The sequence below is a fragment of the Citrobacter sp. On2M genome (assembly GCF_018035235.1).
In the GTDB taxonomy this organism is placed as follows: domain Bacteria; phylum Pseudomonadota; class Gammaproteobacteria; order Enterobacterales; family Enterobacteriaceae; genus Citrobacter; species Citrobacter meridianamericanus.
Map to the genome: position 1 here is coordinate 289725 of NZ_WPCV01000001.1, position 23775 is coordinate 313499.

A 23775-nucleotide genomic window follows, 5' to 3' on the forward strand; every position below is an offset into this window, starting at 1 on the left:
TTATGTCCGAGCAGTTCCTCTATTTCTTGCAGCAGATGTTTAACGGCGTCACGCTGGGAAGCACCTATGCGCTGATCGCCATCGGCTACACGATGGTGTACGGCATTATTGGCATGATCAACTTCGCCCACGGCGAGGTGTATATGATCGGCAGTTATGTCTCCTTTATGATCATCGCTGCGCTAATGATGATGGGCATTGATTCCAGTTGGCTACTGGTCGCGGCGGGTTTCGTCGGCGCGATTGTGATTGCCAGCGCCTACGGCTGGAGCATAGAACGCGTGGCGTATCGGCCCGTGCGCAGCTCCAAGCGCCTGATCGCGCTGATTTCCGCTATCGGGATGTCCATCTTCCTGCAAAACTACGTCAGCCTGACGGAAGGCTCGCGCGACGTCGCATTACCCAGCCTGTTTAACGGCCAGTGGACCGTCGGCAGCAGCGAAAACTTCTCTGCTTCCATCACCACCATGCAGCTGGTTATCTGGATAGTAACCTTCCTGGCGATGCTGGCGCTGACGCTGTTTATCCGTTACTCCCGTATGGGACGCGCCTGCCGTGCCTGCGCGGAAGATCTAAAAATGGCCAGCCTGCTCGGTATAAATACCGATCGCGTGATTGCGCTGACCTTTGTGATTGGCGCGGCAATGGCGGCGGTCGCGGGTGTGCTGCTCGGTCAGTTCTATGGCGTAATTAACCCCTACATCGGCTTTATGGCCGGGATGAAGGCCTTTACCGCAGCGGTATTGGGCGGTATCGGTAGTATTCCAGGGGCGATGATCGGCGGCCTGATTCTGGGCGTCGCGGAAGCGCTCTCCTCTGCTTACTTGAGTACTGAATACAAAGACGTGGTGTCGTTCGCGCTGCTGATTCTGGTGCTGCTGGTGATGCCGACCGGTATTCTGGGTCGCCCGGAGGTAGAGAAAGTATGAAACCGATGCATTTTGCAATGGCGCTGCTCTCTGCCGCGATGTTCTTCGTCCTGGCGGGCGTCTTTATGGGCGTCCAGCTGGAGCTTGACGGCACCAAACTGGTGGTGGATTCCGCGGCGGATATTCGCTGGCAGTGGGTGTTTATCGGTACTGGCGTGGTCTTCCTCTTCCAGTTGCTGCGTCCAGCCTTCCAGAAGGGTCTGAAGAGCGTCTCCGGGCCGAAGTTTATTCTGCCGGCGATTGATGGCTCCACCGTTAAACAGAAGCTGTTTCTGGTGGCGCTGCTGGTGATTGCCGTGGCGTGGCCGTTTATGGTGTCACGCGGTACGGTGGATATCGCCACGCTGACGATGATTTATATCATCCTCGGCCTCGGCTTAAACGTGGTGGTGGGGCTTTCCGGCCTGCTGGTGCTGGGCTACGGCGGCTTTTATGCCATCGGCGCTTACACTTTCGCACTGCTGAACCACTATTACGGCCTCGGCTTCTGGACATGCCTGCCGCTGGCAGGGCTGGTTTCCGCTGCTGCGGGCTTCTTGCTCGGTTTCCCGGTGCTGCGTCTACGCGGGGATTATCTGGCGATTGTGACCTTAGGCTTCGGCGAAATCGTTCGTATCCTGCTGCTCAACAACACCGAAGTGACCGGTGGCCCGAACGGTATCAGCCAGATCCCGAAACCGACTTTTTTCGGTCTGGAGTTTAGCCGTACCGCCCGTGAAGGCGGCTGGGATACCTTCAGCAACTTCTTTAACGTGAAGTACGATCCCTCCGACCGTGTGATTTTCCTGTATCTGGTGGCGCTGCTGCTGGTGGTCTTCTCGCTGTTTGTTATCAACCGTCTGCTGCGTATGCCGTTGGGTCGTGCGTGGGAAGCGCTGCGCGAAGATGAAATTGCCTGTCGCTCACTGGGCTTAAACCCTACGCGCATCAAGCTGACCGCCTTTACCATCAGCGCCGCGTTCGCCGGTTTTGCCGGTACGTTGTTCGCCGCGCGCCAGGGCTTTGTCAGCCCGGAATCCTTCACCTTTGCCGAGTCGGCCTTTGTGCTGGCAATTGTGGTTCTGGGCGGAATGGGCTCACAGTTCGCGGTGATCCTCGCGGCCATCCTGCTGGTGGTGTCCCGCGAGTTGATGCGTGATTTCAATGAATACAGCATGTTAATGCTGGGTGGTTTAATGGTACTGATGATGATCTGGCGTCCGCAGGGCTTGTTGCCGATGACCCGTCCACAGTTGAAACTGAAAAACGGGGAAGCAAAAGGAGAGCAGGCATGAGTCAGCCATTATTATCCGTTAACGGCCTGATGATGCGCTTCGGCGGTCTGCTGGCGGTAAACAACGTTGAGCTGGAGCTGCGGCCACAGGAGATAGTTTCGTTAATTGGGCCAAACGGCGCGGGAAAAACCACGGTCTTTAACTGTCTGACCGGTTTTTATAAACCCACCGGCGGTACCATTAAGCTGCGCGACCAGCATCTGGAAGGGCTGCCGGGACAGCAAATCGCGCGGATGGGCGTGGTGCGCACTTTCCAGCACGTCCGTTTGTTTCGCGAGATGACGGTGATTGAAAACCTGCTGGTGGCGCAACATCAGCAGCTGAAAACCGGCGTGTTTTCGGGCCTGTTGAAAACCCCGTCGTTCCGCCGCGCGCAGAGTGAAGCGTTGGATCGCGCCGCCACCTGGCTGGAGCGTATTGGTTTGCTGGAGCATGCCAACCGTCAGGCCAGTAACCTGGCCTACGGCGATCAGCGTCGTCTGGAGATCGCCCGTTGCATGGTGACCCAGCCGGAGATCCTGATGCTCGACGAACCCGCCGCAGGTCTTAACCCGAAAGAGACCAAAGAGCTGGACGAGCTGATTGCTGAGCTGCGTAATCATCACAACACGACAATCTTGTTGATTGAACACGACATGAAGCTGGTGATGGGGATTTCGGACCGTATTTACGTGGTGAACCAGGGCACGCCGCTGGCGAACGGGACGCCGGAACAGATTCGTAACAACCCGGACGTGATCCGCGCCTATTTAGGTGAAGCATAATGGGGGCGAGAGATAATATGGATAAGGTGATGTTATCGTTTGATAAAGTCAGCGCCCACTACGGCAAGATACAGGCGCTGCACGACGTCAGCTTGTATATCAATCAAGGTGAAATCGTGACGCTTATTGGCGCCAACGGCGCGGGAAAAACCACGCTGCTCGGTACGTTGTGCGGCGACCCGCGCGCGACCAGCGGGCGAATCGTCTTTGATGATAAAGACATTACCGACTGGCAGACGGCGAAAATCATGCGCGAAGCGGTGGCGATTGTCCCGGAAGGGCGTCGCGTGTTTTCCCGCATGACGGTGGAGGAGAACCTGGCGATGGGCGGTTTTTTTGCCGAGAAGGACCAGTTTCAGGAACGCATCAAGTGGGTGTATGACCTGTTTCCTCGCCTGCATGAGCGCCGTATTCAACGTGCGGGAACGATGTCCGGCGGCGAACAGCAGATGCTGGCGATAGGCCGTGCGCTGATGAGCCAGCCGAGGCTGCTACTGCTTGATGAACCATCGTTGGGCCTGGCGCCGATTATCATCCAGCAGATCTTTAACACCATAGAGCAATTGCGCGAGCAGGGGATGACCATCTTCCTCGTCGAACAGAACGCGAACCAGGCGCTGAAGCTCGCCGATCGCGGCTACGTGCTGGAAAACGGTCATGTGGTGCTGGAAGACACCGGCGATGCGTTACTGGCTAATGAAGCGGTGCGCAGCGCGTATCTGGGCGGTTAATTCTCTGCTTCCCTGCTGGATGGCGGCGTAAACGCTTTATTCGGCCTACGGTATGTGTAGGCCGGGTAAGAGGCATAAACATCGCCATCTGGTGTTTCATTTAAATTGCCTATACGTGTCTCAGCTCCCACTTTCCCTTCTTACAACTTTCACCGCCTTGCCATCTGTTTGTCGCCTTACTATCTTTTTTTTGTAATAAAAAAGTTATTTTTCTGTCATTCGAGCATGTCATGTTACCCCCGCGAGCATAAAACGCGTGATATCGCGCATCCGGCACAACAAGAGAGATAACCGATGATATCGTTACGACATACAGCTTTAGGACTGGCACTTAGCCTGGCGTTTGCAGGTCAGGCACTGGCGGTCACCACCATCCCATTCTGGCATTCAATGGAAGGCGAACTGGGTAAAGAAGTTGATTCTCTGGCGCAACGCTTTAATGCCGCCAATCCCGACTACAAAATTGTTCCGCAGTACAAAGGCAACTATGAGCAGAACCTGAGCGCAGGTATTGCCGCTTTCCGTACCGGAAACGCGCCTGCGTTGCTGCAGGTTTATGAAGTGGGTACGGCAACGATGATGGCTTCGAAAGCCATTAAACCGGTGTATGAAGTATTCAAAGAGGCTGGCATTAACTTCGATGAGTCTCAGTTTGTACCGACGGTTTCCGGCTATTACACCGACTCTAAAAGCGGACATTTACTCTCCCAGCCTTTTAACAGTTCCACCCCAGTGCTGTACTACAACAAAGATGCCTTCAAAAAAGCAGGTTTAGACCCTGAGCAACCGCCGAAAACCTGGCAGGACCTGGCGGAATACACTGCGAAGCTGAAAGCCGCAGGTATGAAGTGCGGTTACGCCAGTGGCTGGCAGGGTTGGATTCAGATTGAAAACTTCAGCGCCTGGAACGGTCTGCCGGTCGCCACCAAAAACAATGGCTTTGACGGTGCTGACGCGGTACTGGAATTCAATAAACCCGAGCAGGTAAAACACATTGCCTTGCTGCAAGAGCTGAACAAAAAAGGGGATTTCAGTTACTTCGGGCGTAAAGATGAATCCACAGAAAAGTTCTATAACGGTGAATGTGCTATTACTACAGCTTCCTCCGGCTCATTAGCGAATATCCGCCAGTACGCCAAATTCAATTACGGCGTCGGCATGATGCCGTACGATGCTGATGTGAAGGGCGCACCGCAGAACGCAATTATTGGCGGGGCCAGCCTGTGGGTGATGCAGGGCAAAGATAAAGCAACCTACGAAGGCGTGGCAAAGTTCCTCAACTTCCTGGCACAGCCAGAAATTGCGGCTGAATGGCATCAGAAAACCGGTTACCTGCCGATCACGACTGCCGCATACGACCTGACACGTGAGCAGGGTTATTATGATAAGAATCCTGGGGCCGATATTGCCACCCGCCAGATGCTGAACAAACCGCCGTTGCCGTTTACCAAAGGGCTGCGTCTGGGCAACATGCCGCAGATCCGCACTATTGTGGACGAGGAACTGGAAGGGGTATGGACCGGGAAGAAAACCCCACAGCAGGCGTTGGATGCCGCCGTTGAGCGTGGTAATCAGTTACTGCGCCGCTTTGAGCAATCGACCAAGTCTTAAGTGTATAAGTGCCGGATAGGTGCTTGCACCGCCATCCGGCACCTTCCAGGAAAAGAATCTACATGTCCTCATCTCGTCCGGTGTTCCGCTCGCGCTGGCTTCCTTATTTGCTGGTGGCCCCGCAGCTGGTTATCACTGTTATTTTCTTTATCTGGCCCGCCGGTGAAGCGCTGTGGTACTCGCTACTATCCGTTGATCCGTTTGGTCTTTCCAGCCAGTTTGTCGGACTGGAGAATTTTGTCGCGCTGTTCCATGACCCGTACTACCTTGATTCATTCTGGACCACCATTAAGTTCAGTACGTTAGTCACGGTGAGCGGCTTACTGGTGTCGTTATTTTTTGCGGCGCTGGTGAATTACGTGGTACGCGGCAGCCGTTTTTACCAGACACTGATGCTATTGCCTTACGCCGTTGCGCCGGCCGTCGCTGCCGTATTGTGGATCTTCCTGTTTAACCCGGGACGCGGGCTAATTACCCATTTTCTCGGTGAGTTTGGCTATGACTGGAACCATGCGCAAAACAGCGGTCAGGCGATGTTTCTGGTGGTGTTCGCGTCGGTCTGGAAGCAGATTAGTTACAACTTCCTGTTCTTCTTTGCCGCACTGCAGTCTATTCCGCGGTCGCTGATCGAAGCCGCCGCGATCGACGGCGCAGGACCGGTTCGCCGCTTCTTTAAACTGGCGCTGCCGCTGATTGCGCCGGTCAGCTTCTTTCTGCTGGTGGTGAATCTGGTTTATGCCTTCTTTGATACCTTCCCGGTGATCGATGCCGCCACGGCAGGTGGACCGGTACAGGCGACCACTACGTTGATTTATAAGATCTATCGCGAAGGGTTTGTCGGGCTGGATCTGGCGTCTTCCGCTGCACAATCGGTGGTGCTGATGTTCCTGGTCATTATTTTGACGGTGGTGCAGTTCCGCTATGTGGAAAGTAAGGTGCGTTACCAATGATTGAGAACCGTCCTGGGCTGACAATATTCAGCCATACCATGTTGATTATGGGGATCATGGTGATCCTGTTTCCGCTGTACGTCGCGTTTGTCGCGGCGACGCTGGACAATAAAGCGGTGTTTGAGACGCCGATGACGCTGGTTCCCGGCACACAGTTGCTGGAAAACATGAAATACATCTGGGTCAACGGCGTGGGCGTCAACAGCGCGCCGTTCTGGCTGATGATGCTCAACAGTTTCATCATGGCATTCAGCATTACGGTAGGGAAAATTACTGTCTCTATGCTCTCCGCATTCGCCATCGTCTGGTTCCGCTTTCCGCTGCGCAACCTGTTTTTCTGGATGATTTTTATCACCCTGATGCTACCGGTTGAGGTGCGTATTTTCCCGACGGTAGAAGTGATTGCCAACCTGAAAATGCTCGACAGCTATGCAGGTCTGACGCTGCCGTTGATGGCGTCAGCGACAGCGACTTTCCTGTTCCGTCAGTTCTTTATGACCCTGCCGGATGAACTGGTTGAGGCGGCGCGTATTGACGGCGCGTCACCGATGCGTTTTTTCCGCGATATCGTACTACCGCTGTCAAAAACCAATCTGGCTGCGCTATTCGTGATCACCTTTATCTACGGCTGGAACCAGTATCTGTGGCCGTTGTTAATTATTACCGACGTCAATTTGGGCACTGCGGTGGCGGGCATCAAAGGCATGATTGCCACTGGTGAAGGCACCACACAGTGGAACCAGGTAATGGCAGCCATGCTGCTGACGCTCATCCCTCCGGTAATCATCGTGTTAGCCATGCAGCGTGCCTTCGTACGTGGCCTGGTCGATAGTGAGAAATAAAAATGGCTGGTTTAAAACTACAGGCAGTAACCAAAAGCTGGGACGGCAAAACCCAGGTAATTAAACCGCTGACGCTGGACGTCGCGGACGGGGAATTTATTGTGATGGTTGGGCCATCCGGCTGCGGTAAATCTACGCTATTGCGGATGGTGGCTGGGCTTGAACGGGTGAGCGGCGGCGATATCTGGATTGATAATAAACGCGTCACCGAAATGGAGCCAAAGGATCGTGGTATTGCGATGGTCTTCCAGAACTATGCGTTGTACCCGCATATGAGCGTGGAAGAAAATATGGCCTGGGGGCTGAAAATTCGCGGGATGGGCAAGGAGCATATTGCTGAGCGGGTGAAAGAGGCAGCGCGTATTCTCGAACTGGATGGCCTGCTTAAACGTCGTCCACGTGAGCTTTCCGGCGGCCAGCGCCAGCGCGTGGCCATGGGGCGGGCGATTGTCCGCGACCCGGCGGTATTCCTGTTCGATGAGCCGCTTTCTAACCTCGATGCCAAGCTGCGCGTACAGATGCGTCTGGAATTACAACATCTGCATCGTCGGCTGAAAACCACCTCGCTGTACGTGACACACGATCAGGTTGAAGCGATGACCCTCGCCCAACGGGTAATGGTGATGAACAAAGGCATTGCCGAGCAAATCGGTACCCCGGTTGAGGTGTATGAGAAACCTGCCAGCCGCTTTGTGGCGAGCTTTATCGGCAGCCCCGCAATGAATCTGCTGGACGGTCGCATCAGCGCCTCGGGTACGCATTTTGAGCTGGGCGATGGTATGTCGTTACCTATCGGTAGAAGCGCCGGGGAGTGTGTTGGGCGTAACATGACGCTGGGTATCCGCCCGGAGCATATTGCGCTAAGCTCGCAGGCCGAAGGTGGCGTGCCGTTGGTCGTCGACACGCTGGAAATGCTGGGTGCGGATAATCTGGCACATGGACGTTGGGGTGAGCAAAAACTGGTGGTGCGGTTGGCGCATCAGCATCGCCCGACTGCAGGCAGCACGCTGTGGCTGCATCTGCCAGAAAATCATCTGCATCTTTTTGATGGCGAAACAGGACAACGTGTATGAGTAACTGGCCTTACCCCCATATTGTCGCCCATCGTGGCGGCGGTAAGCTGGCACCGGAAAATACCCTGGCGGCGATCGACGTGGGGGCGCGATACGGGCATACCATGATTGAGTTTGACGCTAAATTGTCGAAAGACGGTGAGATCTTCTTGCTGCATGACGACAACCTGGAACGCACCAGCAACGGCTGGGGCGTGGCAGGCGAATTGAACTGGCAGGATTTATTGCGCGTGGACGCCGGGGGCTGGTTTAGCGGTGAGTTTAAAGGCGAACCGCTGCCGCTGCTCACGCAAGTTGCTGAGCGCTGCCGCCAACACGGCATGATGGCAAATATTGAGATCAAACCCACCACCGGGACGGGGGCGCTCACCGGGAAGGTCGTGGCGCTGGCCGCGCGTGAACTGTGGGCGGGAATGACGCCACCGCTGTTGTCATCCTTTGAGATTGATGCTCTTGAAGCGGCGCAACAGGCGGTGCCTGAACTGCCGAGAGGCTTGCTGCTTGATGAGTGGCGCGAGGACTGGCCTGAGCTGACCACCCGGCTTGGCTGCGTTTCTATTCACCTTAATCACAAGCTGTTGGATGAAACGCGCGTGGATGCGCTGCACGACGCGGGGCTACGTATACTGGTTTATACCGTAAACCGACCCCAGCGCGCGGCAGAACTGCTGCGCTGGGGCGTAGACAGCATCTGTACCGATGCCATTGATACCATTGGTCCGGATTTCCAGCCCAGTTAAGGCCCAATCGTTTTTAACGGAACGTTAGGTTGCGGCGTGCTGGAGGGCTTCAGCATGTCGCCGTTCTTTTTCTCCGACAGCATATGTTGCTTATTCAGCGAGCTGTCCGGATTACGGGGTCCACTCAACATCCCACCGTTGCTGTTAGGCAGCATTTGCTGCCGTCCAGAATTCAACTCGCCCGGCTGCGACTGTAGCACGCGCTGGGTGTTCGTGTTGATTTGGTTTTCCATATGCTGTTGCTGCATGCGCGTCTGCGTTTGCAACTGCTGGTTGAGCATCCCTTTCTGCTGAATCTGCTGTGATTGCATTTGGGTTTGCATACGCTGCTGGCTCGGGATCTGATAACCGGGCTGATTCGGGTTATTCATGGTGTTGATGGGCTGTGCAAAGCCTGCAAAGGGCAAGAGCATGGCTAAAAGTAAGAGTCGTTTCATCGCTTTTCTCCTCTCGGGGATCGTTTAAGTTTACTCCTTTCTCGCCGTGACGATGATTATTTCAGAGTTATGCACCAGGCTTAGTGGGGGCCGACCCCCATACATCTGGAGAATAACGATGATAAAACCGACGTTTTTACGCCGGGTAGCCATTGCTGCTCTGCTCTCAGGAAGTTGTTTTAGCGTGGCTGCTGCGCCGGCTGCACCACCGCCGGTGTCTTACGGTGTAGAGGAAGATGTGTTCCATCCCGTGCGTGCGCAACAGGGGATGGTGGCTTCCGTGGATGCGTTAGCCACCCAGGTTGGGGTGGATATTCTTAAACAGGGCGGGAATGCCGTTGATGCCGCCGTTGCCGTGGGTTACGCGCTGGCGGTGACGCATCCGCAGGCGGGCAATCTGGGCGGCGGTGGGTTTATGCTGCTGCGCACCAAAGACGGTAACACCACAGCGATTGATTTTCGTGAAATGGCCCCTGCTGGCGCGACCCGCGACATGTTCCTCGATGAGCAGGGCAACGCCGATGCGAAAAAATCGCTAACCTCACATCTGGCATCCGGTACGCCGGGTACCGTGGCGGGGTTCTCGCTGGCACTGGAGAAATATGGCACGATGCCGCTGAACAAAGTCGTGCGCCCGGCAATGAAGCTGGCGGAAGAAGGCTTTGTTGTTAACGACGCGCTGGCTGACGATCTGAAAACCTATGGCAGCGAAGTGCTCCCTAATCACGAAAACAGCAAAGCCATTTTCTGGAAAGACGGCGAGCCGCTGAAAAAGGGCGACAAGCTGGTGCAAACGAACCTGGCGAAAAGCCTGGAGATGATTGCCGAAAATGGCCCGGATGCGTTTTATAAAGGGGCGATTGCCGATCAGATTGCTGAGGAAATGCAGAAGAACGGCGGGCTGATGACCAAAGAGGATTTAGCCGCCTATAAAGCCGTGGAGCGTACGCCGATTAGCGGCGACTATCGCGGATATCAGGTCTTCTCGATGCCGCCGCCGTCCTCTGGCGGAATTCATATCGTGCAGATCCTCAATATTCTCGAAAACTTCGATATGAAGAAGTACGGGTTTGGCAGCGCTGATGCCATGCAGGTAATGGCTGAAGCGGAGAAATATGCCTACGCCGACCGTTCGGAGTATCTGGGCGACCCGGATTTTGTGAAAGTGCCGTGGCAGGCGCTGACCAATAAAGCCTATGCCAAATCGCTTGCCGATCAGATTGATATCAACAAGGCTAAGCCTTCCAGCCAGATCAAACCTGGCAAGCTCGCGCCGTATGAAAGCAATCAGACCACCCATTTCTCGGTGGTGGATAAAGACGGCAATGCTGTGGCGGTGACGTATACGCTGAACACCACCTTTGGCACCGGGATTGTGGCGGGAAACACCGGCATTCTGCTTAATAACGAAATGGACGATTTCTCCGCCAAACCGGGCGTGCCGAACGTTTACGGGTTGGTGGGTGGCGATGCCAACGCGGTTGGGCCGAAGAAGCGTCCACTGTCATCAATGTCGCCGACTATCGTGGTTAAAGACGGGAAAACCTGGCTGGTTACTGGCAGTCCTGGCGGAAGCCGAATTATCACTACTGTGCTGCAAATGGTAGTCAACAGCATTGATTTTGGAATGAATGTCGCCGAAGCGACCAACGCGCCGCGCTTCCATCATCAGTGGTTGCCCGATGAACTGCGCGTTGAGAAAGGGTTTAGCCCGGACACCATTAAGCTGCTGGAACAGAAAGGGCAGAAAGTCGCACTGAAGGAAGCGATGGGCAGCACGCAGAGCATTATGGTAGGACCGGATGGCGCACTGTATGGCGCGTCCGATCCGCGTTCCGTGGATGATTTAACGGCGGGATACTGATTTTTTTTTCATAGCCCGGTGCCTGGCACCGGGCTCTTTATTGGTTACGCCGTGAGTAATCGTGCTGGATTATCAATACAGAGTTTACGAAGAATATCGTTGTCTACTCCACGGGCAGCCAGATAGGCGAGGAAAACATTCGGGACAAATCCCCAGCCGTTTCCCCCATTTTTTGCCCACATTTGTTTGAGAAAGACATCATGGCTTAAGACGATCTGGTCGGCGTATCCCAGTTCAATCAGATGTGCTACCGCATCTGCGGTTTCCTGAACGCCCGGGGCTATCCCTTCTTTTGGGAAGGTGATGTCCAGGCCAATCATGTCAAATTCTAGCCATACGCCGCGGTCAAGCATTTTACATTGATAAGCAACATCCTTTCCTGAAGGATCTGAATGCGCCAGCGAGACTTTTGCCGGAGAGACGTTCATCTCTTCAAGGACAATATCCAGTACCTCGTCGCCCAGCCGCAGCCACCCTGGCATATGGATATTCATCGCCGTGTGGGGGTTATTACGTTGTGCCAGAGAAGCCGCCCGCAGACTGTTGCGTTCCGCCTGCGTAAAAGCGGGTGATACACCAATTTCACCGATCATGCCGGCGCGAATATCCGTCTCGCCTATCCCCTGATTCAGTTCCTTATCAATAAGTGAGGCTAACAACTCGACAGGTTTATGGATCCTGGCGCTTTCGAACTTCTCCAGATAAGGTCCTGATGAAGCCACGATGTTCAAACCGGTTTTTAATGCTACTTCTCGTAAAGATAAGACGTCCCGGCCGATCGATTCAGAACCTGTCGCGTCGACAATAGTTCGGCCTCCCAATGACATAAAGTTGTTGATTTCAAAGATGACATCATCAATCTCCTTTCTGTCCATGTTATCGGCGCAGCAGTAGGGATCGTGTTTCAATCCCCACTGCAGAGCAGCGCTGACTTTTTTCCCCACGAGTTGCTGTGAAAATTCATATTGCGGTTCGTCAACAACTGATGATAAATCGTTAAACAGGTGCTCATGCGGTAGCGTCAGACCCATATCCGTGTGCGCAATGGGGCCTGTTACGGTTTGCAGGAAACCTTTCATCATGACACCTCCATTTTTTGCGCCATTTTGGATGCTCTGTATTCGGGGATGGTGGTAACAATTGCGCCTACTAGCGCAAACAGCGTCCCAATGATCGTGACCAGGTAGACCGTATTGCCTAGTGATGGGATAAGTTCATCAATCAACACTGAGCCAAGCAACTGACCTGCGGTAGAAGCAACTCCGAGCATCAACAGACCTAAGCCTCTGACCAGAATCGCCATCAGCCCGATGGACAGCAGACCCAGCGGGCCACCGAGATACATCCACCACGTATCGGGTAACTGGACGGTGACATGACCTAATGCGACACGTATCGCCAGCGCAGCGCCCAGCACACAAAAGCCGACGATGAAGTTCCAGGTAATGGAAACCAGCATGGAGCCCGTTGCCTCGGCGACTTTGGCATTTCCTGCTGGCTGCCAGCCAGCAAGTAACCCTGCCAAAAATGGAAGGATAGCGAGCAGAATAAACGATGTTGAGTGCCACTGTGGCGATACGACAAAAATGGTGGCAATAACAGCGAATAATGCGCCAGTAATGCGCCATGGCGTGAAATATTTCTTCTCATCCACACCGATACCAAAACGGTCGCACAGTAGGCCGGAAAGGAGCAGAGCGGAAATCAATGCGGTTTGAAAAGTAGCAACGCCCAACGCACTGGCTGATGCGCCTTCAGAAAATACGACCATCGCCCCGCATAATCCGGCAAACCAATTCCACAACGGGATTTTCCGCGTTTTAATCAGAGCAGGGATCGACGCGAATTGCTGGCGTGTTTCTTTGCGTGCAATAATAATAAAAAACATGACGACCAGACCACTGGCGAACGAGATTACTGCGCAAGCATTACCATCTTGCAACCAGTGTCCCAATTGTCCATTAACGGCAGACTGCATGGGGGAAAGCATACCTGCTAAGATAGTTGCAAGCATCAGTAAGGGGGTTGAGTACTTATTCTTGTTCATACATCAATCCTTATATTTTATAAAAGGAGTAACTTTCGTTACTCCATTGTTTTTTATTTTCTGGCAATGAATTGAAGCGTGTTAACCCACAGGTCGGTATAAAACGGCCAGGACATGAATTGCTGCGTTCCCCAGTGTGGTGAGCAGTCACTCATAAAACAGGCGGTTTTGCCCCGTTGGTATTCACCGAACACCAACAATGGATCATTATTAATGGTTAATACGACATCGGTATCTTCTTTGGCTACAACCTGGTTATATCCAAGAAATACCGGGTAGTCTGAGAATCCGTTAACAACAGGATGTTCAGGCGAGACTACCTCAGCGTAAATACCCTCTGGTTTTTCCACCCGGTCATCGCCGTTTAGCATAATAACTGGCAGGACTTCGGCAAGAATGGTGTTCTTGTAATTAGCCTTGGCCTCAATACCCATAAATGACAGATAGCCGCCAATCATGAGCAGTCCACCACCATTTTTGACGTACTCTTTAATTAATTCCAGAGCATTCGGCTTTATTTTTAGCTGATAGAACGTCTCGTTTTGCAACAGGAACGTATTGCTGCCGATATCGCTAATGACAATGGCATCGTAACGGTTTAGCTCATCAACGCTTTCTGGAAAAGCGATTTGTACGGTGTGAGCAGGCATATAATCAACTTCCACTCCGCCTTTCTTTAGGCATTCCAGTAACCATGTGGCACCTTCTTCGTATTTACTGGAGGTAAAACTGTCATAGCCTTTTGAATGAATCATGTGAATATGCCAGGATTCTCCAATAAAGAGCACCTTTAATTTTTTCTGCGTATTATTCATAGTCTGCTCCTTGATTTAGTGAGTCGAGATAGTTTGTTTATAATTTGAACCCTGAATGCGATGAAGAACAGAATCGTTCTCTGGCATGTCAGAGGCATTGGGTGTTTCAACAGCAAGTGAGGCGAATGCGCTGGCATAGCACAATGCGGATGCCAGTGATTTTCCTTTAGCAAGGCCTGATGCGAGAGCGCCATTAAAGGCGTCGCCCGCTCCAGCGGTATTTTTTACAACTGCCGGGAACGCCGGGGAATAGATGAATTGTGTTCCGTCATAAGCGAGGGAGCCTTTGCTCCCTAGGGTGATAATGGTATTTTTGACGCCTTTCTGATGAATAATCTTTGCCGCACTTTTTGCCGACTCAATATCATTGACGGACATATTTGCCAGCAGACCAGCTTCGGTTTCATTTGGCGTAATATAATCAATATTATCAATAATGGTATTGACCATTTCATTGTATGGTGCTGGATTGATAATGACAGGGATATCATTTTTCTGCGCGATTCGAATTGTTTGGTGAAGCGCCTCGTAATTTGTCTCCAGCTGTACAAGAACAATATCTGAATGAATAATAGCTTCTCTTTGTATGGTGATTTCATCAGGGGAAATTGTCATGTTCGCACCGGGATAGATAGCGATGACGTTATCTCCGGTATCCCCATTCACCATGATGGTGGCTGTGCCAGTTTGTGTTTCTTTGGTTTGATAGATAACACTTTTATGGATCTTTGATGAGTTAATAAAATTAATGGCGTAATCGCTAAAATGGTCTGACCCTACTTTAGTAATAAAATGTACATCAGAATCGGCATAGCTTGCCGCTAATGCCTGATTACATCCTTTACCGCCTGGCGAAAAAATAAAATTATCGGCAAGTAATGATTCGCCTGTCGAGGGTAGCCTCGGTAGGTAACTTATAATATCAACATTGAAGGAGCCAATAACACATACATTATTTTTCATGGCAGAGAGACCTTTTTTTATTTTTTGTGCTGATTCATATTTTTCCAGCACATAAGCAATTTCGTTTTTTGCAACGTTATCAAGAGAGTCAAGGGTAATAAATGCACCACCATGACAGCGAGTGAGATATCCCTGTCCGGCAAGTTCATTGAGATCTGAGCGAATAGTTTCTTTTGTTACCTTGAGACTTTTCGCCAGATTGGAAACTTTTACAACTCCCGAAATACTGAGTTCTTTCAATATTCTATGATGGCGTTCAAATTTCATTTTTTACCTCACCGTGGTTAAGTTAATCCCAGGTGAAGTATATTGTTGTGATTGTCACCATAAAGTGATGGCAGAAACCAAAAAAAAACAAAAATGAAATATTAATTTTATTAAAGTCACGAAAAATATCGATGAAGATAATAAGTAGAATAGTCCTATGATTCAGATGGTTGTTAGCCTCAAGGTGACGCTGGGGGATGAGCCGTAATCAACAACTTTATGTCAGGATTGGATGGCAATTCCGCTTCTGGATTTAACGGCGGGGAAATAAAGGATAATGACCTACAACGCTCTGAAAGTTGTAGGCCTTATTAGTTCGTTAAGGAACATACTGTTGCAGTGATTCGGACCAGCGAAATATGTGACTGCTTTTATCCTGCAGGTTAACGACCTCCAAATCATAAAATCCCTGCGTCTTTGCTGACCGCAATTTCAGGATGTACTTACTCTCGCTGATGTCGTGCTGTCGCGTTCCGTCCTGGTTCCAGTCTCCGGCGATGTCCTGATATTGATAAACAAGGTCGGAAAACACGTTGATTATCTTGTTGTCTTTGATCGTGTACAACTCCAGCACTTCATAAAATGCGCCGCCGCCTGAATACGCCTCAGAGTAGCCACCGCGCACCCCGAACGCCAGAGTATCGGGAGAGATCCGGTACGGTGCCAGATCCAATTTTGTATAATAAGCCAGCGCTCTGACGGACTCATCATCGCTCTCTTTATCGGTGGCTTTATTCCACGCCGAGATCTGGTTTAACGGTTTTTCTGAGCGGGCAATAGGCACTAGCTGTTGGTTCTGCCAGGAAAAAACGCCGAGATATAATTTATTGGCGCGTCCGTTGCTGTAGTTTTCCGGACAGGTGTTATCCGCGTACTTTTTTGCCTGCCCGGCATCGGCCTGATTGTCTGCGAAACAGGCGACGCCAATGTATTTTCCGTCTTTGCCCCAGGCTTTGGCGCCGGTGAGGATCAGATTATTAGGATTTTCGTTTGGCGCAACCCAGCCAATCCACTGGTTCTCTGATAATCCCTGCGGAAGTTCACCAAATCCTTTCGCAGGTGTTGCCCCTGCCATTTGCTCAGCAAAAATCTGTTTACCTTCAGGATGTTGAATAGCGCCGGGGACAGCATCGAGATTTTGTACGGTCGTGGCGAAAGCTGGAGAGAGCGAGGCCAGTAAAACCAGGGGAACAAACTTTTTCACTATTGCGTCCTTTCAATAAGCAGGGCGAGATGACTCGCCCTTCAACATTATTTCACACGCGCCATAAAATACGCATCCACGTACTCGCCGTTGCGCAGTCCGTATTTCTTACCTGTCCCTTCGATCTCAAAGCCATGCTTTTTATAGACCGCAATTGCAGGTTCGTTATCAACAAACACCGTTAACTCGATACGGTCGACGCGCAGCCAGTTGTCGCACATGTCGATCATCGTACGGAGAAGCGCGCTGGCAACGCCGCGATTCTGCCAGCGGGCATCAACGCAGATACCAAAATCGGCGACATGGCTGCGGCGGGGGCGCTGAGCAACGTCGATGCAGAGATGTCCGACGACGATATCATCAATGCACGCGACCAGTTGTTTGATTCCGACCCGTTCGGTTAGTCGCTCTTGCCACATCTCCATGGAAGGATGAGGAACCTGTAGCGTGTTGTGATACACCTCCGGCTGGGCATGGATCTGACGAATTGCGTCGTAATCTTTAGGTTCAGCGTGGCGAATCACTATCTCACTCATTCCTTATCTCCTTCAGGGTTAATTGAGTCTTTACCCTCGCTGAGAAAGAAAATTCCGTCAACTGCATTTTTTTGCAAAAAGAAGTAGACAAGTGCGAATGAGAATGATTATTATTGCTCTGCATTCAGGGGAACCCCTATGGAGAACCTGAAAGCACGACATTGCTCACATTGCTTCCAGTATTACTTTAGCCAGCTTTTGCTGGCTTTTTTTTTGGGGTTTTGTTTCAGCCTGGCTTACTTGTCATTTTGTCCCCGGGAAGTGCTCGTGCTCCTCACGTACATTTAGTACGCTCCGGGCCCTGCGCGCTTGCCGTGAACAAACTGCCTGCGACGCCGGCGGCCGATCCTGTCGCACCAGTGGTGCCGTTCAAGCGCTATCCGGCAAAGAATCCAACATTCAGTCTCCTCACGCTTTGCGCTATGGTGTAGACAATCATCTTCAAAAGGACTGTCTCATGACCTTACACTGCGCATTTATTGGTTTTGGTAAAAGTACCACTCGCTACCATTTGCCGTACGTCCTCAACCGCAAAAATAGCTGGCATGTCGCGCACATTTTCCGCCGTAACGCCAGGCCGGAAGAGCAGGCGCCGCAGTATTCGCATATTCACTTCACCAGCGACCTCGACGAGATCTTAAACGATCCGCAGGTGAGGTTAGTGATCGTCTGTACCCATGCTGACAGCCATTTTGACTACGCCAAACGTGCGCTGGAGGCGGGTAAAAACGTGCTGGTTGAGAAGCCGTTCACGCCGACGCTGGCAGAAGCAAAAGTGCTGTTCGAACTGGCGCAAAGCAAAGGGCTGACCGTTACGCCGTATCAGAATCGTCGTTTTGACTCCTGCTTCCTAACCGCTAAAAAGGCGATTGAGAGCGGTAAACTCGGCGAAATTGTTGAGGTTGAAAGCCATTTTGATTACTACCGTCCCGAGGCGGAAATTAAGCCGGGACTGCCGCAGGACGGCGCATTTTATGGCCTGGGCGTACACACTATGGACCAGATTATCTCGCTGTTCGGTCGCCCTGAACACGTGGCCTATGACATTCGCAGCCTGCGTAATAAAGCGAACCCGGACGACACCTTTGAAGCGCAACTGTTCTACGGTGACCTGAAAGCCATTGTTAAAACCAGCCATCTGGTGAAAATCGACTATCCGAAGTTTATCATTCACGGCACCAAAGGCTCGTTTGTGAAGTACGGCATCGACCAGCAGGAAACCAGCCTGAAGGCCAATATCATGCCGGGTGATCCAGGTTTCGCTGCTGACGATTCCATCGGGGTACTGGAGTACGTTAACGATGACGGCCTGACGATAAAAGAAGAGATGAAACCGGAAGTAGGGGACTATGGTCGCGTCTATGATGCGCTATACCAGACGCTGACCGCCGGTACGCCTAATTACGTCAAGGAATCTGAAGTTCTTACCAACCTGGAACTTCTCGAACGCGCCTTTGAACAGGCATCTCCGGCGACGATAACCCTCGCCAAATAGCTTGCACAGACTCCTCTGGGCTTGTTCATATTTTTTGAACAGAGGAGTCAATTTTCACCCTCTATGATCCCAGGCGGATTGAGTCCACACTTACTCCATCGAAAACATCTGGGGGTGAACACAATGATCTATTTACGCAAAGCTAATGACCGTGGTCATGCGAATCATGGCTGGCTCGATTCCTGGCATACCTTCTCTTTTGCCAACTATTATGACCCGAATTTTATGGGGTTCTCGGCACTGCGCGTGATTAACGATGACGTGATTGACGCAGGCCAGGGCTTTGGCACTCACCCCCATAAAGATATGGAAATCCTGACCTACGTGCTGGAAGGCGCGGTAGAACATCAGGACAGCATGGGTAACAAAGAGCAGGTTCCTGCCGGTGAGTTCCAGATTATGAGCGCCGGGACGGGGATCCGTCACTCGGAGTACAACCCGAGCAATACTGAGAAGCTGCATCTGTATCAAATCTGGATCATGCCGCAAGAGAACGGTATTACGCCGCGCTATGAACAGCGTCGTTTCGATGCCGCTCAGGGCAAACAACTGGTGCTGTCGCCGGATGCTCGTGATGGCTCGCTGAAAGTGTACCAGGATATGGAGCTGTACCGTTGGGCGTTGGTCAAAGATGAGCAGTCGGTACATCAGATTGCCGCTGAACGTCGCGTCTGGATCCAGGTCGTTAAAGGCAACGTCACCATTAACGGAACTAAAGCGACTACCAGCGATGGCCTGGCAATCTGGGATGAACAGGCAATTTCTATTCATGCCGACAGCGACAGCGAAGTGTTACTGTTTGATCTGCCGCCAGTCTAACGTGCTGTAACCCTTTGTAGGCCGGATAAGACGCGAAAACGTCGACATCCGGCTTTTCATCGTTTGTCATTAATTCCATGCGTCCGTGGTAAACTGGGGAAATCTATCCCTTTTTAACGCTTCAGGACGATGAAAAAGAAAAGACCCGTACTTCAGGATGTAGCCGACCGCGTGGGCGTGACCAAAATGACGGTCAGCCGCTTTTTGCGTAATCCGGAGCAGGTCTCCGTGGCGCTGCGGGGCAAAATTGCCGCTGCACTTGATGAGCTGGGTTATATTCCCAATCGCGCTCCTGATATCCTTTCCAACGCCACCAGCCGCGCTATCGGCGTTCTGTTGCCCTCTCTCACCAACCAGGTTTTTGCTGAAGTATTACGCGGCATTGAGGCCGTTACCGACGCCCATGGGTATCAGACCATGCTGGCGCACTACGGTTATAAACCCGAAATGGAGCAGGAGCGTCTGGAGTCGATGCTGTCGTGGAATATCGACGGTCTGATCCTCACCGAGCGTAGCCACACGCCTCGTACCCTGAAAATGATTGAGGTCGCCGGTATCCCGGTGGTTGAGCTGATGGACAGCCAGTCTCCGTGTCTGGATATTGCCGTCGGCTTTGACAACTTCGAAGCTGCGCGCCAAATGACTGCGGCGATCATTGCCCGCGGGCATCGTCATGTTGCCTATCTTGGCGCACGTCTTGATGAACGTACTATCATCAAACAGAGAGGCTACGAGCAGGCCATGCATGATGCCGGTCTGGTGCCATATAGCGTGATGGTGGAACAATCTTCCTCCTATTCGTCCGGTATTGAACTCATCCGTCAGGCGCGACGTGAATACCCGCAGCTTGATGGCGTCTTCTGTACCAACGATGACCTGGCGGTAGGGGCGGCCTTTGAATGCCAGCGTTTAGGGCTGAGAATTCCTGACGATATGGCGATTGCCGGTTTCCACGGTCACGACATCGGACAGGTGATGGAGCCGCGTCTGGCGAGCGTGCTCACGCCGCGTGAACGCATGGGCAGCATTGGCGCTGAACGTCTGCTGGCGCGCATCCGTGGTGAAGCAGTCACACCTAAAATGTTAGATTTAGGTTTCACCTTGTCACCGGGCGGATCTATTTAAGCCAACAAGTTTGAAGTAGCTCACACTTATACACTTCGAGCACGAATGGATATTGCTTCTCTATTTATCCGGCTGGACAATGTTACCGATAACAGTTACCCGTAACAATTTCCAGATTCTTGTACCAGTGGGGGCAACGCTTTGAGCACGACTAATCATGATCACCACGTTTACGTTCTGATGGGCGTATCGGGCAGCGGTAAATCTGCTGTAGCCAGTGAAGTGGCGCATCAACTGCAGGCCGCGTTTCTTGATGGCGATTTTCTCCATCCGCGCAGCAACATCATGAAAATGGCTTCTGGTGAGCCACTCAACGATGACGACCGTAAACCGTGGTTACAGGCGCTGAATGACGCCGCCTTTGCGATGCAGCGTACCAACAAGGTTTCGCTGATCGTCTGTTCCGCCCTGAAAAAAGTCTATCGCGACCAGCTGCGCGACGGTAACCCGAACCTCTCTTTCATCTATCTGAAAGGGGATTTTGACGTTATCGAAAGCCGCCTGAAAGCACGTAAAGGCCACTTCTTCAAAACGCAGATGCTGGTAACTCAGTTTGAAGCGCTGGAAGAACCGGGTGCGAATGAAAACGATGTACTGGTGGTCGATATCGATCAGCCACTGGACGGTGTGGTCGCCAGCACCATTGAGGTTATTAACCAGGGCAGTAAGTAGTGAGTACATTAACGCTTGTTTTAACAGCAGTAGGGTCCGTTTTATTACTGCTGTTTTTAGTGATGAAGGCGCGTATGCACGCCTTCCTTGCTTTGATGGTGGTGTCTATTGGTGCAGGTCTCTTTTCCGGTATGCCGCTCGATAAAATCGCGGCAACCATGGAAAAGGGGATGGGCGGCACGCTTGGCTTCCTGGCGATTGTTGTGGCACTGGGGGCGATGTTCGGCAAGATTTTGCATGAGACCGGCGCAGTCGATCAAATTGCCGTCAAAATGCTGAAATCCTTCGGTCACAGTCGCGCACATTACGCGATTGGCCTGGCCGGGCTTATCTGTGCATTGCCGCTGTTCTTTGAGGTGGCAATTGTGCTGCTGATTAGCGTAGCGTTCTCGATGGCGCGTCACACCGGTACCAACCTGGTTAAATTAGTCATTCCGCTGTTTGCAGGCGTAGCGGCAGCTGCGGCGTTTTTACTGCCAGGGCCAGCGCCGATGTTGCTGGCTTCGCAGATGCACGCTGACTTTGGCTGGATGATCCTGATTGGCCTGTGTGCCGCGATTCCGGGCATGATTATCGCCGGACCGCTGTGGGGGAATTTCATCAGCCGTTACGTTGAGCTGAACATTCCTGATGACATTACCGAGCCGCATCTGGGCGAAGGTAAAATGCCGTCCTTCGGCTTTAGCTTGTCGCTGATCCTGCTGCCGCTGGTATTGGTTGGTTTGAAAACCATCGCCGCGCGTTTTGTGCCGGTTGGTTCTTCAACTTATGAATGGTTTGAGTTTATCGGTCACCCGTTTACTGCGATTCTGGTAGCGTGTCTGGTGGCGATTTACGGTCTGGCGATTCGCCAGGGTATGCCAAAAGACAAAGTGATGGAGATCTGCGGCCACGCGCTGCAACCGGCGGGGATTATCCTGCTGGTGATTGGTGCAGGTGGCGTGTTTAAACAGGTGTTGGTTGATTCTGGCGTCGGTCCAGCGCTGGGCGAAGCATTAACCGGAATGGGTCTGCCGATTGCCATTACCTGCTTCGTGCTGGCGGCAGCGGTGCGTATCATTCAGGGTTCCGCGACCGTGGCCTGCTTAACGGCGGTCGGTCTGGTGATGCCGGTGATTGAACAGCTAAACTTCTCCGGTGCGCAGATGGCAGCACTGTCTATTTGTATCGCAGGCGGCTCGATCGTGGTCAGCCACGTTAACGACGCCGGTTTCTGGTTGTTCGGTAAATTTACCGGCGCAACGGAAGCACAAACGCTGAAGACCTGGACGATGATGGAAACCATCCTCGGCACGGTCGGCGCAATTGTCGGTATGATTGCTTTCCAGCTGTTGAGCTGAGTCTTGTTGCCCGGTGGCGCTTGCGCTTACCGGGCCTGGAAACGAGCACACATCCGCATCGTAGGCCGGGTAAGCGCAAGCGCCACCCGGCTTTTTACAGCACCATCATACCATCCTCGGTTTTCAACCAGCGCGGCGCTTTCAGCGTGTCGGCGAAATAGCCCACCAAATCCTGCAGCAAATCACCCGCTACTCGCTCCATATCATCAGAAAGCGTTTTGCTCATCAGTAAATGCGTCAAAAGCTGGCAGTAACGCCCCATCTGGTCTGTTTCAGGCTCGAAAAGGGGAAAACGGGTCATGACATTCAACCAGCCCTTCAACAACACGCTCGCAGTTATCCGCCAGTTCGGTGAAGTCCGTGGCATGGCTAAAGGGCAGGGTAAATAAAGAGTGTGAAAAGAGAGGGGGCGTCGCCATAGGGCAGTCTCTGAAGGCGTTCAGAAGGCTAATTCTGGCACCTGATTTTGCAGGTGCAGCGAGAAGATAATGCTTATCCGCGATGCTGGCAAGAGGGTATTCCGGAAGGCGCTTCGCAGAAATGAAAATACGTTTTCTCAGCGGTTTAAAAGCATAAGGAATACCTGGTATTACAGTGCAATGCCGTTCAGTTGAGCATGTAGGGTGAACATGTGATTATTGCTCAGGGTTCCGTTCACCTCAGTGGTGTCATTTCTCTGAAGCGCTGATGCCCGTGAACGTGCAAGGGAGGCTCACCGCCGCCTCCCTTGCAACCCAGGCTCCCGGCGGGAAAATCGTCGCTGCGCGAGTTATTCGTCTTATTCCGTCTGCCTGTCGGGTCGGGGCCGAGCCTGCATCCATGCAGGCCGTCCCCTCTGCCCGCATCCCTGCGGGCAGACCCGGTCAGCCGTCAACACCTCATCGATTTTCAGCCGGACCAGGGTGTCGCTTCAGCGCTCTGGCTTTCAGCTATATCCGTTTTGCTGTTCAGAGGTATTCAAGTAAACGCTCAGGTGGTCAGGTGTGGGCTGGTCCGGCTGAAAATTGCCGACGCGTTTCCGTAAGGCCGGGAGAACCCGCAGGGATGCGGGTTCAGGGCGCGTTTTGCATGGACGCTGCCTCGCGCCCGGCCCGGTAGACTGGAGGAATAAGTGGAGGGAACCACGAAGTGGTAATTTTCCTGCCGGGAGCCGGGATTGTTAAGGGGGCTGCGTAGCCCCCTTAACACGTTCACTGGTGACGAGATCTCAGAGAAGCAATGAACATAACGTGAACGGAATCGTTCTCTAAATGCCATGTTCTCCAGCTTCAAAACGG

Annotated in this window: 23 protein-coding genes and 1 pseudogene; 16 read left to right on the plus strand and 8 right to left on the minus strand. The window is 52.4% G+C overall.

The annotated features are described in order from the left end of the window. Nucleotides 1-2: 2 nt before the first annotated feature. From livH to ugpQ, 9 genes are all read left to right on the plus strand, one after another. Nucleotides 3-929 (plus strand): high-affinity branched-chain amino acid ABC transporter permease LivH, encoded by a 927-nt coding sequence (gene livH, locus On2M_RS01310; protein ID WP_003023435.1) that lies wholly within the window; start codon nt 3-5, stop codon nt 927-929. Further along, nucleotides 926-2203 carry a branched chain amino acid ABC transporter permease LivM gene (livM, locus tag On2M_RS01315; protein ID WP_003023436.1) on the plus strand — a complete coding sequence of 426 codons (1278 nt, stop codon included), beginning with the start codon at nt 926-928 and terminating at the stop codon, nt 2201-2203. Before livH ends, livM begins: the two co-directional genes overlap by 4 nt. Further along, nucleotides 2200-2967 carry a high-affinity branched-chain amino acid ABC transporter ATP-binding protein LivG gene (gene livG / locus On2M_RS01320; protein WP_003023438.1) on the plus strand — a complete coding sequence of 256 codons (768 nt, stop codon included), beginning with the start codon at nt 2200-2202 and terminating at the stop codon, nt 2965-2967. The genes livM and livG overlap by 4 nt, the downstream gene beginning before the upstream one ends. A 17-nt stretch (nt 2968-2984) precedes the next feature. Beyond that, nucleotides 2985-3698 (plus strand): high-affinity branched-chain amino acid ABC transporter ATP-binding protein LivF, encoded by a 714-nt coding sequence (gene livF, locus On2M_RS01325; protein ID WP_151216891.1) that lies wholly within the window; start codon nt 2985-2987, stop codon nt 3696-3698. A gap of 294 nt (nt 3699-3992) precedes the next feature. Continuing rightward, nucleotides 3993-5309, plus strand: a complete 1317-nt coding sequence (ugpB, locus tag On2M_RS01330; protein ID WP_151216890.1) for a sn-glycerol-3-phosphate ABC transporter substrate-binding protein UgpB — start codon at nt 3993-3995, stop codon at nt 5307-5309. A 62-nt stretch (nt 5310-5371) separates the two neighbouring features. Next, nucleotides 5372-6259 (plus strand): sn-glycerol-3-phosphate ABC transporter permease UgpA, encoded by an 888-nt coding sequence (gene ugpA, locus On2M_RS01335; RefSeq protein WP_151216889.1) that lies wholly within the window; start codon nt 5372-5374, stop codon nt 6257-6259. Next, a complete protein-coding gene (gene ugpE / locus On2M_RS01340; protein WP_151216888.1) occupies nt 6256-7101 on the plus strand; it encodes a sn-glycerol-3-phosphate ABC transporter permease UgpE in 846 nt (281 codons plus the stop codon). Before ugpA ends, ugpE begins: the two co-directional genes overlap by 4 nt. 2 nt (nt 7102-7103) lie before the next feature. Beyond that, nucleotides 7104-8174, plus strand: a complete 1071-nt coding sequence (locus tag On2M_RS01345) for a sn-glycerol-3-phosphate import ATP-binding protein UgpC (protein ID WP_151216887.1) — start codon at nt 7104-7106, stop codon at nt 8172-8174. Continuing rightward, nucleotides 8171-8914, plus strand: a complete 744-nt coding sequence (gene ugpQ / locus On2M_RS01350; protein ID WP_210904184.1) for a glycerophosphodiester phosphodiesterase — start codon at nt 8171-8173, stop codon at nt 8912-8914. Before On2M_RS01345 ends, ugpQ begins: the two co-directional genes overlap by 4 nt. On the opposite strand, the gene On2M_RS01355 is transcribed toward ugpQ, so the two are convergent. Further along, nucleotides 8911-9351 (minus strand): DUF2756 family protein, encoded by a 441-nt coding sequence (locus tag On2M_RS01355; RefSeq protein WP_151216885.1) that lies wholly within the window; start codon nt 9349-9351, stop codon nt 8911-8913. The two genes, ugpQ and On2M_RS01355, sit on opposite strands and share 4 nt — an antisense overlap. Nucleotides 9352-9469: 118 nt before the next feature. On the opposite strand from On2M_RS01355, the gene ggt reads away from it, so the two are divergent. Continuing rightward, nucleotides 9470-11215: a gamma-glutamyltransferase gene (ggt, locus tag On2M_RS01360; RefSeq protein WP_016151116.1), complete on the plus strand. Its 1746-nt coding sequence runs from the start codon at nt 9470-9472 to the stop codon at nt 11213-11215. A gap of 44 nt (nt 11216-11259) precedes the next feature. Here the strand turns inward: ggt and On2M_RS01365 are convergent, their stop codons facing one another. The 6 genes from On2M_RS01365 to yhhY form a co-directional block, all read right to left on the minus strand. After that, nucleotides 11260-12294, minus strand: coding sequence for a phosphotriesterase (locus On2M_RS01365; RefSeq protein WP_187253949.1), 1035 nt, complete (start codon nt 12292-12294; stop codon nt 11260-11262). Continuing rightward, nucleotides 12294-13262 carry a DMT family transporter gene (locus On2M_RS01370; RefSeq protein ID WP_187253812.1) on the minus strand — a complete coding sequence of 323 codons (969 nt, stop codon included), beginning with the start codon at nt 13260-13262 and terminating at the stop codon, nt 12294-12296. Before On2M_RS01370 ends, On2M_RS01365 begins: the two co-directional genes overlap by 1 nt. A 53-nt stretch (nt 13263-13315) precedes the next feature. Beyond that, the gene (locus tag On2M_RS01375) at nt 13316-14077 is read right to left on the minus strand and encodes a glutamine amidotransferase (protein ID WP_210904185.1); all 762 of its coding nucleotides are present in this window, start codon (nt 14075-14077) and stop codon (nt 13316-13318) included. 15 nt (nt 14078-14092) lie between these two features. Beyond that, nucleotides 14093-15307 carry a PfkB family carbohydrate kinase gene (locus tag On2M_RS01380; protein WP_187253810.1) on the minus strand — a complete coding sequence of 405 codons (1215 nt, stop codon included), beginning with the start codon at nt 15305-15307 and terminating at the stop codon, nt 14093-14095. Nucleotides 15308-15626: 319 nt separating this feature from the next. Further along, nucleotides 15627-16511 (minus strand): hypothetical protein, encoded by an 885-nt coding sequence (locus On2M_RS01385; RefSeq protein WP_210904186.1) that lies wholly within the window; start codon nt 16509-16511, stop codon nt 15627-15629. A 47-nt stretch (nt 16512-16558) separates the two neighbouring features. Continuing rightward, complete coding sequence (gene yhhY / locus On2M_RS01390; RefSeq protein WP_151216880.1) at nt 16559-17047, minus strand: N-acetyltransferase; 489 nt, start codon at nt 17045-17047, stop codon at nt 16559-16561. 457 nt (nt 17048-17504) lie between these two features. Between yhhY and On2M_RS01395 the strand changes: the two genes are divergently transcribed. The 5 genes from On2M_RS01395 to gntU all read left to right on the plus strand — a co-directional run bounded on the left by On2M_RS01395 (nt 17505) and on the right by gntU (nt 22498). Next, nucleotides 17505-18542, plus strand: coding sequence for an oxidoreductase (locus On2M_RS01395; RefSeq protein ID WP_187253808.1), 1038 nt, complete (start codon nt 17505-17507; stop codon nt 18540-18542). A gap of 123 nt (nt 18543-18665) precedes the next feature. After that, nucleotides 18666-19361, plus strand: a complete 696-nt coding sequence (gene yhhW / locus On2M_RS01400) for a quercetin 2,3-dioxygenase (RefSeq protein WP_003023472.1) — start codon at nt 18666-18668, stop codon at nt 19359-19361. A 129-nt stretch (nt 19362-19490) separates the two neighbouring features. After that, a complete protein-coding gene (gene gntR, locus On2M_RS01405; protein WP_106107687.1) occupies nt 19491-20486 on the plus strand; it encodes a gluconate operon transcriptional repressor GntR in 996 nt (331 codons plus the stop codon). A 141-nt stretch (nt 20487-20627) separates the two neighbouring features. Then, a complete protein-coding gene (gene gntK, locus On2M_RS01410; RefSeq protein WP_003023475.1) occupies nt 20628-21158 on the plus strand; it encodes a gluconokinase in 531 nt (176 codons plus the stop codon). Then, complete coding sequence (gntU, locus tag On2M_RS01415; protein ID WP_003023477.1) at nt 21158-22498, plus strand: gluconate transporter; 1341 nt, start codon at nt 21158-21160, stop codon at nt 22496-22498. Before gntK ends, gntU begins: the two co-directional genes overlap by 1 nt. Before the next feature lie 94 nt (nt 22499-22592). On the opposite strand, the pseudogene On2M_RS01420 reads toward gntU, so the two are convergent. Further along, nucleotides 22593-22917, minus strand: a pseudogene (locus tag On2M_RS01420) (hypothetical protein). 268 nt (nt 22918-23185) lie between these two features. Between On2M_RS01420 and On2M_RS01425 the strand changes: the two are divergent. Then, entirely contained in the window at nt 23186-23596 is a 411-nt protein-coding gene (locus On2M_RS01425; RefSeq protein WP_210904240.1) for a hypothetical protein, read from the plus strand. Nucleotides 23597-23775 lie beyond the last annotated feature (179 nt).